Below are 13,778 nucleotides of genomic sequence, written 5' to 3' on the forward strand. Positions count from 1 at the left end.
ACTAATATGCCGGACAGAGTGTCCGGCATATGTTGTTGTATATTTTGCTAGCTAAAGGATTAGTTTCCTCCTGAGCTCTTCTCTTTGTAGATTTCGAATCTTGAAGGAAGCTCTTGTGCAGGCCAGTAGTTATTTGTAATATCAGTGTCTGCTGTTTCTTCAAATGGATCTAATACAATTGAAGTTACCTCTTGAGAAGTATTGAAAACTTTAGAGATTTTCTCATCATTTCTTCTCCAGATTTCAGCAGGAATTCTTTTGATTTCACGAGAACCATCTTTGTAAGTAAACTCAAGAATAATTGGCATTACTAAACCACCTTTGTTTTCAAGGTTTACTTCGTAGAAGAATGGCTTTTCAGCAACTTGTTCTTTTTGTTCTTCAGTTAAATTATCAACTGTAAACTCGTTAAACTCATCATCAGCAGTAATTGCTTCTGCAAAAGTTTCGGTTTCGCTTTCACCAATTTTGAATTTTTTAATACCAGTCATGGCAATATCTGTGTGGTCTACTCCGTAGAACCAGCCTTTCCAGAACCAGTCTAAATCAGTACCAGAAGCATCTTCCATTGTTCTAAAGAAATCTGCTGGAGTTGGATGCTTAAATGCCCAACGCTCTGCATACTCTTTAAAAGCTCTGTCGAATAAATCGTGACCCAAAACAGTCTCTCTTAAGATGTTTAATGCTGTTGCTGGTTTTGCATAAGCATTATTACCAAGTTGTTGAACTTGCTCAGAGTTAGTCATAATTGGACTAATAAAAGATTTCTCCATGCTCATGTAAGGCACAATGTTTTTAGCAGGACCTCTTCTGTGTGGGTAATCAGCTTCTTTTGGGTTGTTAGCTTGCCAGTCAAGTTCAGCAAGATATTGAGTAAAAGTATTCAAACCTTCGTCCATCCAAGTCCATTGGCGCTCATCTGAGTTGATAATCATTGGGAAGAAGTTGTGACCTACTTCGTGGATGATAACACCGATCATTCCGTATTTTAATCTGTCTGAGTATTTTCCATCTTTATCTGGACGACCATAGTTAAAACAGATCATTGGATATTCCATACCTATTCTATCTGTGTGAACAGAAATAGCTTTGTGGTAAGGATAATCGATAGTGTAGTGAGAATAGCTTTTTAATGTAGAAGCAACTACTCTAGTTGAATACTCTTCCCAAAGTGGGTTACCTTCTTTCGGATAGTAAGACATTGCCATTACGGTTTTACCACCGATCTCAACACCCATTGCATCCCAAATAAATTTTCTTGAAGTAGCAAAAGCAAAGTCTCTTACTTTATCTGCATGGAAATGCCATGTTTTAGTTTCTTTAACTGGCTTTTTCTCTGCTTTCTCAGCTTCTTTCTGAGTTACAATTATTACTGGCTCATCAGAAGTTTCTGCTTTTTTAAGTCTTTCTTTTTGCTCATCAGTAAGAATATCATCTGCATTTTCCAATTTACCTGTTGCACCCATTACGTGGTCAGCAGGAACTGTAATCTTTACATCGTACTCACCAAATGGCAATGTAAACTCACCAGAACCTAAGAATTGCTTGTTTTGCCATCCTCCGTAATCACTGTATACACACATTCTTGGAAAGAACTGAGCGATAGTGTAAAGGTAGTTACCGTCTTCTGGGAAATACTCTAAACCAGAACGACCACCAATTTTCATTCTATCATTGATGTTATAAGACCATTTTACTTTGAAAGAGAAAGTTTCTCCTGGCTTCAAAGGCTTAGGCATATCTACAGACATCATTGTTTTATTAATGATGTAAGGCAAAGCTTTGTCATCAGTTCCAGTAACTGATGCGATTTTAAATCCCCCTTCAAATGTAGGATCAAGAATTCTACCCATATTGTTTCCACGACGATCGTCTGGACTTGTGTGTACTACTGAATTTGTTGCAGTACTGTACGAGTGAGAATCTTTAGCACGTACATTCTGATCTAGTTGTAACCAAAGATATTTTAATACATCTGGTGAATTATTGTGGTAAGTAATAGTTTCTACACCAGAAAGAGACTGAGTTTCGTCGTCCAGTACGATTTCCATCTCATAGTCTGCTTCGTTTTGCCAGTACTTGTAACCCGGAGCACCAGAAGCAGTTCTGTATTCGTTTGGATCCCTTAATTCATATTCGAGTTGCTCGAACTTTTCGGTATGTTTTCTTTCCTGTGAATAAGCGGTTAATTGTGCTATAACCAAGCTTAACACGATAAAAACTTTTTTCATGATTGCTGCTTAATTTAAAATTTATAGTTAATCTGTAGTACAATTAATTACAAAATAAATCCAATTTATCACATAATCCTAAACATTTATGATGAGTGGATTTTTAATTGGGATAAATAGACTGACAATTTGATAAATATTGTGCTAGTCGGCTTTTGATAATAGCTTAGTAAAAAATTAAAAAGACTAAACTTATCATGAAGAAAATTACAATTATTCTAGCTTTTACATTTGCTGTAATTGCTTGTGAAACTCCAAAAAAACAAACTCAACAGCAAAATGAAGCAACAGTTAACACGATTCTTAAAGATAACAAATCATTAGTACTAAATACAATTGCTTTTGGATCTTGTAATCATCAACAAGACCCACAAGACTATTGGCAGTCTATTTCTCAAAACAATCCCGACCTTTGGATATGGCTTGGCGATAACATTTACGCCGATACCGAAGACATGACTGCCATGAAAAGCATGTACGATACGCTTAAATCCAATCAATTTTATCATGATTTTTACACCTCTACACCTGTTATTGGAGTATGGGACGACCACGATTACGGAGTAAATGATGGTGATAAAAATTATTCGCAGAAAAAAGCCAGCAGAGATTTAATGCTAGAGTTTTTAGATGTGCCGAAAGAAAATCCAGTTTGGAGTAGAGAAGGTGCATATAGCGCATACTCTTTTGGTGAAGGCGAAAAATCGGTGAAAGTAATTTTGCTAGATGCCAGATATTTTAGAGATTCTTTAGAGAAAAACGAAGATGGACCATCTCGCTACGTAGCCAATGAAACTGGTGATATTTTAGGCGATGCCCAATGGAAATGGTTTGAAGAAGAGTTGAATAATGCAGATGAAAAATTGATTTTAGTTGGTTCAGGCATTCAGTTTATTGCAGAAGAACAAGGTTATGAAAAATGGGCAAACTTTCCACTAGCCAGAAAAAAGTTTTTCGAAGTAATCTCAGCATCAGGCAAAAGCAATATTGTTTTATTAAGTGGTGACAGACACATCTCAGAATTTGCTAAAATTGATTTGGAAAACATCAATAAACCTATCTACGAATTTACTTCAAGTGGGCTTACTCACACTTGGTCAGAGGCTTGGGACGAACAAAACAAGTATCGTGTAGGTGAATTAATAATCAACAAAAGTTTTGGGATCATTAAAATCGATTGGGATAAAAACCCCATTAAAGTAACTTATGAAATGCGAGACCCAGAAGACAAGCTTTTACAAGAGCTCTCTATAAATTACTAAATAAACCACTAAAAAATAGCAATACTTGCAGCATTTCGTCTTAGTTTGCACGTAAAACCTACAATTATTGAATCAAGCGTGTCTTTTAAAGGCTGCTTATTGTACTATCTAGTTTTACGTATCTCTGATTTTTTAAATGAAAGTACTGTACCTACTGCTATTTTTTAGTATTCAATACACTTATCTACATGCCCAAAAAATTACCATTAGTGGTTACATCAAAGACAATGAAAGCGGTGAAAACCTCATTGGAGCCGCAGTAATAGACAAAGTCAGTGGAGCTGGTGTAGTAAGTAATACCTACGGTTTTTTCAGTTTGAGCTTAAACAAAGGTGATTCTATAAACCTATTTTGCACTTATGTAGGCTATCAGGCTCAAAACCTCCGATTGATTGCTTCTGAAGATAAAACCATCCACTTCTCTCTTAATGGAGATACCATGCTCGAAGAAATAGAAGTGGTTGCAGGGCAATATAGCGAGCCCATAGAACAATCTACTCAAATGAGTACGATCTCCATTCCTGTAAAACAAATAAAACTTTTGCCAGCTTTAATGGGAGAAACAGATGTTTTAAAAGCACTACAATTGATGCCCGGAGTGCAATCTGGTAGCGAAGGTACCAGCGGCTTGTATGTACGTGGTGGTGGCCCAGACCAAAACCTCATTTTATTAGATGGAGTTCCGGTTTATAATGTTTCTCACCTTTTTGGTTTCTTTTCCATTTTTAATGCTGATGCCTTAAATCGAGTTGAACTCGTAAAAGGTGGTTTTCCGGCAAGATATGGAGGCAGACTTTCTTCGGTAATAGACATTAGCCTAAAAGAAGGAAACATGAAGGAGTTCCATGGCGAAGGTAATATTGGCTTAATCAGTTCGAAACTCACGCTAGAAGGCCCTATTATAAAAGACAAAGCTTCTTTTATGGTTTCTGGCAGAAGAACTTATATCGATTTACTAGCTAGACCGATAATAAAAAATAACTCTCAGGATGATGCTGTATTGGGCTATCACTTCCACGATGTAAATGCCAAATTCAATTATAAATTCTCAGATAAAGACAGGCTTTACTTGTCGCTATATACCGGCAGAGACAAAGCCTATGCTTTTTATAAATATGAAGATGATTATACTCCTAATTACTCAGAAGAAGAAGTGGGACTTCGCTGGGGAAATGTAATTTCTGCTTTGAGGTGGAATCACGTATTTGGCAAAAAACTCTTCAGTAATGTTACAGCAACTTATAGTAGGTATATTTTTGATATCTTCACCAATTACGAAGATAGTTATTATGATTTTGAAGCAGTAAAAACTTTTACAGAGATTTATAAAGCAAGATATTATTCTGGTATAAAAGACTTTGCTGCAAAAATTGATTTCGATTATTATCCCTCTCCAAATCATGCAATAAGATTTGGGCTCAATTCAATTTATCACACTTTTGAACCAGGTGCCTTTAATTTAAATAGTAGTGAAACAGCAGATATAAATATTACCCAAGATACTTACGCTTATGAATATACTGCTTATGTAGAAGATGATATTAAGGTTAATAAAAACCTAAATGTAAATCTCGGTGTACATTCCTCACTTTTTAGAGTAAATGAAAAAAATTACTACTCCGTTCAGCCAAGAGTTTCTGCTAGATATTTACTTCCAAACCAAACCTCAATTAAAGCATCTTATGCGCAGATGACGCAGTTTATCAACTTACTTACCAATTCTGGTATTGGTTTGCCTACAGATTTATGGGTTCCTTCTACAGATAATATAAAACCACAAGTAGCTTGGCAAGTAGCCCTAGGTGGAGCTAAAAGTTTTAATAACGGCTTCGAAATGAGTATTGAAGCCTATTATAAAGAAATGAAAAACTTGGTAGCCTATAAAGAAGGTGCCAGCTTTCTAGAAGTTGATACCAATTGGGAAGAACAAGTAACTATTGGTAATGGAGATAGCTATGGTTTAGAGTTTTTATTTCAAAAGAAACAAGGTAAAACCACAGGGTGGATTGGTTATACATTGGCATGGTCTAACCGACAATTTGAAGATCTTAACTTTGGTGAAAAATTCCCTTACAAATGGGATCGCAGACATGACATCAGCATAGCCATTGTACACGAATGGAAACCAAAGATAGACCTTTCTGTTGCTTGGGTTTATGGAACTGGTAATTCTGTAACACTGCCTATTGGCCGACATGAAACGATAAACAGTAGAACACCGCTCTTTGTAGATAGAACAAGAAACCCATATTACTATAATAATGAAATAGATTATTATGGTGAAAGAAATGGTTACCGGATGCGCTCTTACCACCGATTAGATATTAATCTGGCATTTAAAAAACAAAAAAAATGGGGTGAGCGTACTTGGTCGCTTGGTGTATACAATCTATACAGCCGTAAAAATCCTTTTTACATTGATATTGGCTACGATTATGATACCGATGAACAAAAATTTGTTCAGTACAGCCTCTTTCCTATTATTCCTAGTATCAGTTACAGTTTTAAGTTTTGAATTATGAAAAAACATCTGCCTATTCTCCTGCTATTTTCTATAATCTCTTGCGAAACTGTACTAGATATAGAATTACCAGAAGAACCAAACAGTTTAGTAATTAATGGCATTGTACCCGCCGATAGCACTTGGCTTTTTCGTATCACTTCGAGCATACATCCTTTAGACAATGATTATAATGCAAGCTTTAAAGCAATTGAAAATGCGGAGGTAAGCATTACTAATAGCTCAGGTGAAAATACAACATTAACTTATAATGAATACCCACCTGATTACATAGACTGCAACATAGAAGACTGTACTCGCTATGGTTATTATTCTGCTAAAAATGAACCTGCTCCTGTTGCCGGAGAAGTTTATACGATAAAGGTTAAAGCATCTGGCTACCCAGAAGCCAGTAGTACCATACAACTACCTTTACCAGTTCAAGTCGAAGCATTAGATATTAGAATACCTTCTATATACGGCTCTAATTCTGAACAAAATGGTGCATTTAATATAACAGATATTACTGGCGAAAAAAACTATTACATATTTGAGTTGTATAATTTAATTGAACAAAAGCGCGCTATATACGATGATGATTACAATGTGATCGGCTACGACTCTGTAGCTTTTTATGAAAAAGGGGAATTATCGTCGCCAGATGCTTCTGTGATAAACAGTAGTGTGTCGGGTTTTGATAATAATGATTTTAAACCCTATTTATTAATAAATGATGAGCTCTTTGATGGTTCAAAACACGAGATAAATTTTAAATCAAGGATTTATACAGTTACCACAGAGAATAAATTCACATTTGTACTTAAACATATCTCCGAATCTTACTATAAATATCTTTTAAGTTACGAAAGCTACGATTACTCAGAAGATAACCCTTTTGCAGAACCAGCGCAGGTGTTTAGTAATGTAGAAAACGGTTTGGGAATTATTGCTACTTATGCTGCCGATACAATGATAATCACCAAATAAAAAAAGCCTTGTCATAGTTTGACAAGGCTTTAAGAGAGTGATTAGATTATAAATAATTATTCAGTAATTTCACCTTCTTCTGTAAATGTAATTACGTCGTTTTCTTCGCCTACGTAAAATTCATAAGTAGTAGTTCCTTCTTCTTCTACTTTGAATATTTTATTTACAGCGGTTTCAGCATAATCGCTACCTTTAAATCCTTCTTGAACTGCTTCTGGAAGGTCTTCAAATATAACTTCAGTTTTTACAGGTTCAGCTGTAATTTCAACTGCGTTAGTATTGAATGATTGAGCTGCGAATGCTGATCCTGAAATGCCTAATACTGTAGCGAATACAAATGCTTTAACTGAATTTTTCATGTTTTCAAAGTTTAAGTTAAAAAAATTATCGTTGGATTCTTTAAGTACTAATACAAAAACAAGCCATATTTTTAACTTACTGATAATCAGTTATTTAAATATATATCAAAAGCGATTATGTAGAATTTTTAGGAATTTTAACAGGAGAAAATATACAATGTGTACAATGTTTCTACATATTGGAATTACTAGCAAAAATCATGAAAATGAAGCACTTTCAAATAACAATATTTTGTTAAAAAATGGAACTTTTCCAAATTTAAAAAATTGTGTACTCTATGTTATATAAATCAGTATTTTAACTGCTTTTTTAAACAACAGTTGTATAAAACTGAGGTAAAATTTATGAAAATAAAAAAAAGCCCTGACATCTCTGTCAGGGCCTCTTCATGAAAACTTTAGCTTTGAAATTATTCAGTAATTTCGCCTTCTTCGCTAAATGTTATCACTTCATTATCAGCACCAACATAAAATTCGTAAGATGTTAATCCTTCTTCTTCTACTTTGAATATCTTGTTCACAGTTGATTCTGCGTAATCACTTTCTTGGAAACCTAACTGAACTGCTTCAGGAAGATTTTCAAACATTACCTCAGTTTTTACTGGCTCGGCAGTAATTTCAATTGATGGGTTGTTGTCAATAGATTGAGCTGCAAATGCTGATCCTGAAACTCCCATTACTGTTGCGATTACGAATGCTTTAACTGAATTTTTCATAATTTTAAAGTTTACTTTTAATTGTTGTTTTAGTTAAATTTTGTTGTTATTTACTTTTATTAATAGAAAAAGCATTCCAAAATCACAAATTACTGATTATCAATTAATTAAAAAATCCATTTTTTTAAAATAAGATATTTTAACAGGAATTTTTATCCATTTCGTGTAGGAATTCTACAATTTCCACACTGCAACAAATACCATGATTTTATTATAAAATTCTTAAAAAAATACAATATTTTTTAATTGACTAATTTTTAAGACTATACATCAATTAAGCAAAAATTTTATTCTTTAAGCTAAGTGAAAATTAAAATTTATTACACAAAAAAGCCCTGCCATTAAAAATGACAGGGCTCAAATCATATATGTAAATTATTCTATTTCTATTCTATTAGTTTACCTTCTTTATCGATAGTAATTTTTTCGTGACCTTCTTCCACATAAAATTCATAAAAGGTGCCTTCTTCTGTTTCTACTCTAAAAATAATATTAATAGCAGATTCTTCTCTAGTGCTGTTTAAATAACCTAATCTTACTGCTTCTGGTAAATCTTCGAATGACACTTCAATTTTTAGAGGTTCTAATGAACTTGCAGTGATTGTATGATTAATTGAATTGTTTGCAAATGCAGCTCCTGACACTCCCATCACTACTGCGATCATTATAGCTTTAACTGTGTTTCTCATACCTTTAATATTGTATTATTTTTATTAGTTTAATCTAGTTTATAAGTATATAATACAAAAGCAGACCAATTTTATAACTATTTCATTGTCAATTAAATATAATTACTCAGTCTATTTATTTAAGAGAATTTAACGGGAAATTTTAATCAGATTGGGTAAGTATTCTACAATTTAAATACACAACGACTCCGCACGTAAAACTGAATTGTAGATATAAAAAAACAGCCTTTTCCTTTTAGAGAAAAGACTGTAAGAAAAATACAGAAAAAGCCCTGACATTAATTATATCAGGGCCTCACATGAAAACTTTAGCTAAGTAGGCTTATTCTTCTAATTCACCTTGTTCACTAAGAGTTATTACTTCATTATCGGCACCTAAATAAAATTCGTATGATACCATTCCTTCATCTTCCACTTTAAATATCTTATTTACAGTTGTTTCTGCGTAATCGCTGTTTTGGAAACCCTGTTTTACTAGTTCAGGAAGGTCATCAAACATCACCTCTGTTTTTACTGGCTCAGCAGTAATTTCAATTGCACTGTTGTTATCCATTGTTTGAGCTGCAAATGCAGATCCTGATACTCCCATTACTGTTGCGATTACAAATGCTTTAACTGAATTTTTCATAATTTTAAAGTTTACGTTGATCTTGTTTGAGTTAATTATTGAGTTATGTTTTACTTAATCGAAAAAACAGACCAAAAACACAAGTATCTTATAATCAGTAAATTACAATTTACGCCAGTTTTTGTTTATGAATTTTTAACGGGAGTTTATAATCAATTTGGGTAACACTTCTACATTTTGCCACCCCTAACAAATACCATGAAATTGGTGTATTTATAATGGAGATATATTACACAATTAATATTACCCTATAAAAAGCATTAATTTCACTTAGTTATGAGTAGGAAATTAAAAATACGTTGCAAAAAAATATAATTAAAAAAAGCAAATCAGAATATTCTATATATATCTTTCTAAAAATTAATGCCTTTGAAAATATAGAATAAAAAAAGCCCGGTTATTAAAAAAATAACCAGGCTTTTTTTATAGTCTTTGTCTAAATTATATTGTAAGCAATTCGCCTTGCTCGCTTATTACTACAATATCGTTTTCTTCACCAACATAAAACTCATATACTGATGATTCTTCTCTATCTATCTTAAATATCTTATTGGCACCTCTTTGAAAGAACTCACTTTCTTTAAATGTTTTTTGCACTAAAATCGGAAGCTCCTCGAAAACCACAATAGATTTTGATGGCTTAGCCAAAATTTCTACTTTGCCAATTTCTTTATATGAATGTGCAGCAAATGCTGCCTGGCCTATACTAATTATAATTGCTGCTAATAATGTTTTATATGATAATTTCATGGTTGTAAGGTTTTCTTATACTAATCAGATCTACTCTATTTACTATTAAATAATATAAAAACAAGCCAAAAACATTACATCCTCATTATCAATAAATTACAACTTAAACATCTAAAATTTCAGCAGAAATATTTAGACAATCTGTGGAAAATATCTACACTTTTTACATTAGTTTATACTAATTCAATTTTGAGCATAAAAAAAGCCTCGCCATTTAAAATGGCAAGGCCTTAACATGAAAACTTTAGCGATTAAATTATTCTGTTATTTCACCTTCTTGGCTAAATGTGATCACTTCGTTTTCGGCACCAACATAAAACTCATATGATGTATCACCTTCTTCTTCTACTACTTGAAATATTTTATTGATTGATTCTTCTGAATATTCACTTCCTTTAAAAGCATCTTGTACTAGTACTGGTAGATCATCAAATGCTATCTCCGTTTTAGTAGGCTCTGCTGTAATTTCTATTGCTGGATTGTTATCAATTGACTGAGCTGCAAATGCAGAACCTGATATACCCATTACTGATGCGATGATGATTGCTTTAACTGAATTTTTCATAATTTAAAGTTTATTTAGGTTGTTTAAGTTTTTGATATTGTTTTGTTGATATTGAAATAAGACAAAAACAAGCCAGAATATCAAAATTCTCATAATCAACAAGTTAGATAAATATCAATATTTAATTTAAGATAATTTAACAGGACTTTTTAATCAAATTGTACAAAAGTTCTACAGTATGTGTTACCGCACAAAAACCGTATTTTTTAGTATTTTTACCTTCTGTAAATACAAATCCTCCATTAACTCATTCCTAATTAACAATTTCAATTTAAGGTGGTACTTTTGACCTTAATTGATAATTTTCAGTATTAAAACTTTGTAGTAACTAACAATTACAGATGAGAAAATTAAAATACATACAATCAGCCAGCTGGTTGCTACTATGCAATCTCGCACTGGCCAACATCCTATTTGCACAAGAATCAAAAAAATGGACGCCAGAAAAAATTATTAACACTGAGTATTTAAGCAGCCCTGCTTTTTCACCAGATAATTCAATGTTTGTTTGGACAAAACGCAAAGGGGTAAAAGAAAAAGACAAGTTTGTGAGCGACATTTACCTCACCAGACTAGACTTAAAAAAGGAAGGCAAATACAGAACTTTTCAACTAACTCAAGGTGAAGACAGCAATTATTCTCCCCTATTCTCAAAAGATGGAGAATCTATCTACTTTCTCTCATCAAGAGATAAAGGTAAAAAGCTTTGGAAATTGAGCATATTTGGTGGTGAGCCAGAAGAAGTACATGAATTTAAAAATGGCATTTCTGACATTAACTGGCTAAACGACAGTACACTTCTATATACTTCAAACGAGGGTAAAACTCTTTATGAACAAGAACAGGAAGAAAGTAAAGATAATACTGTAATAGTAGAAGATGAAGAACATTGGACTACTACCAGAGTCTACAGCTTCGATATTAAAGAGAAAAGCATAAAGCGCATTACAGACAATGAAAAGCCAGTGTATACTTATCAATTGTCTAGCAATGGCAAATGGCTTGTAATTGGCACCAGCCAAAGTAGACATTATCCTGCAGATGCGAATCCAGACCCGAAATTTTACCTTTATAATCTAGAAAGTGGTAATAAAGAACAAATTCTAGAAGATTTACAAACTCCTGGCTCATTTACTTTTACTGCCGATAATCTGGGCTTCTATTTTACCGCAGAGCTTTCTTCTGACCCAGAATGGAATGGAGCCGGTATTACAGAATTATACTACTTCGATTTTATGTCTAAAGAAAGAAGGAAAAAAGTAGATATAGACTGGGATTGGGGTATCTCTCGCGGGTTTGACTTATCAGGTAACGATGCATTTATTTCTCTTGCAAAAGGTGCAACAGTTGGGCTTGCATACTTACAAAAAGGTGTAGATGCAGTTTGGACTAAATATGATATAAATCTCGGTGAGAAAAACGATCATACACAGATTCTTAGCATTTCTAAAGATGGCAGTAAAATTCTTTATACTTACTCTACAGCTTCAAAAATACCTACCTATTATATTGCTGATATTGATAAAACTGCTAGAACTTTAAAAAAATCTGGGCCTGTATTTAAAAATGAAGAAGAGGTGGTATTTCTTAATGATGATTTAAAGAAACTACCTATCGCACGGTCAGAGGTATTTACTTGGAAAGGTTGGAATGATGAAGAAGTAAGTGGTTTATTATATTACCCAGAAGACTACGAAGAAGGGAAAAAATACCCATTGATACTTTCTATTCATGGTGGACCTTCTGGTGTAGATACAGATTCATGGTCTGAAAGATGGTCTACATACCCGCAGATTTTGAGTCAGAAAGGCGCTTTTGTATTGAAACCAAACTACCATGGCTCATCTAACTACGGTTTAGAGTTTGTAGAATCGATCAAGAAAAATTACTACGATCCTGAGCTTACAGATATTTTAAATGGTATTGAGGCACTTGATAAAAAGGGCATGATTGACAAGTCTCAGATGGGAACAATGGGTTGGTCTAATGGTGCAATTTTGACTATTATGTTGACAGTTCGCTACCCTGAAATGTTTAAAGTAGCAGCACCGGGAGCAGGTGATGTAAACTGGACTTCTGACTTTGGTACTTGTCGCTTTGGTGTTTCTTTTGATCAAAGTTATTTCGGTGGTGCTCCTTGGGATGATACAGATGGAAAAACTTATAATGAAAACTACATTACAAAATCTCCTCTCTTCGAATTGGAAAAAGTAAAAACACCTACTATTATTTTCCACGGAAGCGAAGACAGAGCTGTGCCAAGAGATCAGGGTTGGGAATACTACCGCGCATTACAACAAGTAGATGAGGCACCAGTAAGGTTTTTGTGGTTTCCGGGCCAGCCACACGGCTTACAAAAAATCACACATCAGCTAAGAAAGATGAAAGAAGAAATCGCTTGGATAGATAAATACCTATTTAATAAGGAAGAAGAGAAGAATGAAGCTTTCAAAAAAGAAAGCCCACTGGCTCAAATTCTGGCGCTTTCAAAACTTGAAAAAAGCAATGGTAATTTCGGTGTAATGAAAGATGGCGTACTTATTCCGCAAACAGAAGTCGTTAAAGAAGATTCTATCTCTATCGGTGTGTTTGAAGTAACTTTTGCTCAATATAAAGAGTTTGATAACAATTTCACTTTTGCCCCAGTAGATGCTAACAAACCCGTAAGTGGAGTTTCACTAGAAAAAGCAAAAGCTTATGCAACTTGGCTAAGCGAAAAAACTGGTGAGAAATATAGATTGCCTTCAACAAAAGAAGCCGAGAAACTACAGAAAAAAGCGGTAAAAGTTGCTGACAAAGAAAACACTTTAAATTATTTAGCGGGCTATAAACTTACCGTTGATGATGTTATTGAACTGAAAGAGAAGATTGAAGGTAAAGAATCGAACCTTATAAAGGAAGTAGGCAATTTTAAAGCTACTAAGGTTGGAGAAGCAGATGTTTACGATCTTGGTGGGAATGTAACTGAATGGGCAGAAGATGGCAGCACAATCGGTTATAATGCTTCAGATTTTGCTGATTCTACTGAAACTACAAACTCAGCAGATACCAAACTAGCTGGTTTTAGAATTATAAAAGACTAAATAAAAAA

Annotated in this window: 11 protein-coding genes; 4 read left to right on the forward strand and 7 right to left on the reverse strand. The window is 33.7% G+C overall.

Annotated features, from left to right (window positions below):
• Positions 1-59 precede the first annotated feature (59 nt).
• Entirely contained in the window at positions 60-2,231 is a 2,172-nt protein-coding gene (locus OQ292_RS00625) for a M1 family metallopeptidase (RefSeq protein WP_284684107.1), read from the reverse strand.
• Between the two features lie 197 nt (positions 2,232-2,428).
• Here OQ292_RS00625 and OQ292_RS00630 point away from each other — a divergent pair, with 197 nt between their 5' ends.
• From OQ292_RS00630 to OQ292_RS00640, 3 genes are all read left to right on the forward strand, one after another.
• Complete coding sequence (locus OQ292_RS00630) at positions 2,429-3,493, forward strand: alkaline phosphatase D family protein (RefSeq protein ID WP_284684108.1); 1,065 nt, start codon at positions 2,429-2,431, stop codon at positions 3,491-3,493.
• Between the two features lie 136 nt (positions 3,494-3,629).
• Positions 3,630-6,008 (forward strand): TonB-dependent receptor, encoded by a 2,379-nt coding sequence (locus tag OQ292_RS00635; RefSeq protein WP_284684109.1) that lies wholly within the window; start codon positions 3,630-3,632, stop codon positions 6,006-6,008.
• A 3-nt stretch (positions 6,009-6,011) separates the two neighbouring features.
• Positions 6,012-6,980, forward strand: a complete 969-nt coding sequence (locus OQ292_RS00640) for a DUF4249 domain-containing protein (RefSeq protein WP_284684110.1) — start codon at positions 6,012-6,014, stop codon at positions 6,978-6,980.
• 56 nt (positions 6,981-7,036) lie between these two features.
• On the opposite strand, the gene OQ292_RS00645 is transcribed toward OQ292_RS00640, so the two are convergent.
• The 6 genes from OQ292_RS00645 to OQ292_RS00670 all read right to left on the reverse strand — a co-directional run bounded on the left by OQ292_RS00645 (position 7,037) and on the right by OQ292_RS00670 (position 10,687).
• Positions 7,037-7,339 carry a hypothetical protein gene (locus OQ292_RS00645; RefSeq protein WP_284684111.1) on the reverse strand — a complete coding sequence of 101 codons (303 nt, stop codon included), beginning with the start codon at positions 7,337-7,339 and terminating at the stop codon, positions 7,037-7,039.
• Positions 7,340-7,749: 410 nt separating this feature from the next.
• Positions 7,750-8,055, reverse strand: coding sequence for a hypothetical protein (locus OQ292_RS00650; protein ID WP_284684112.1), 306 nt, complete (start codon positions 8,053-8,055; stop codon positions 7,750-7,752).
• Positions 8,056-8,441: 386 nt separating this feature from the next.
• On the reverse strand, positions 8,442-8,744 hold the full coding sequence (locus OQ292_RS00655) for a hypothetical protein (protein WP_284684113.1): 303 nt from the start codon (positions 8,742-8,744) through the stop codon (positions 8,442-8,444).
• Positions 8,745-9,066: 322 nt separating this feature from the next.
• Positions 9,067-9,372: a hypothetical protein gene (locus tag OQ292_RS00660; protein ID WP_284684114.1), complete on the reverse strand. Its 306-nt coding sequence runs from the start codon at positions 9,370-9,372 to the stop codon at positions 9,067-9,069.
• A 441-nt stretch (positions 9,373-9,813) separates the two neighbouring features.
• The gene (locus OQ292_RS00665; protein ID WP_284684115.1) at positions 9,814-10,122 is read right to left on the reverse strand and encodes a hypothetical protein; all 309 of its coding nucleotides are present in this window, start codon (positions 10,120-10,122) and stop codon (positions 9,814-9,816) included.
• Between the two features lie 256 nt (positions 10,123-10,378).
• A complete protein-coding gene (locus tag OQ292_RS00670; RefSeq protein ID WP_284684116.1) occupies positions 10,379-10,687 on the reverse strand; it encodes a hypothetical protein in 309 nt (102 codons plus the stop codon).
• 341 nt (positions 10,688-11,028) lie between these two features.
• Between OQ292_RS00670 and OQ292_RS00675 the strand changes: the two genes are divergently transcribed.
• Entirely contained in the window at positions 11,029-13,770 is a 2,742-nt protein-coding gene (locus OQ292_RS00675; RefSeq protein WP_284684117.1) for a S9 family peptidase, read from the forward strand.
• Positions 13,771-13,778: the final 8 nt, after the last annotated feature.

This window comes from Chondrinema litorale (genome assembly GCF_026250525.1).
Taxonomy (GTDB): Bacteria; Bacteroidota; Bacteroidia; order Cytophagales; family Flammeovirgaceae; genus Chondrinema; species Chondrinema litorale.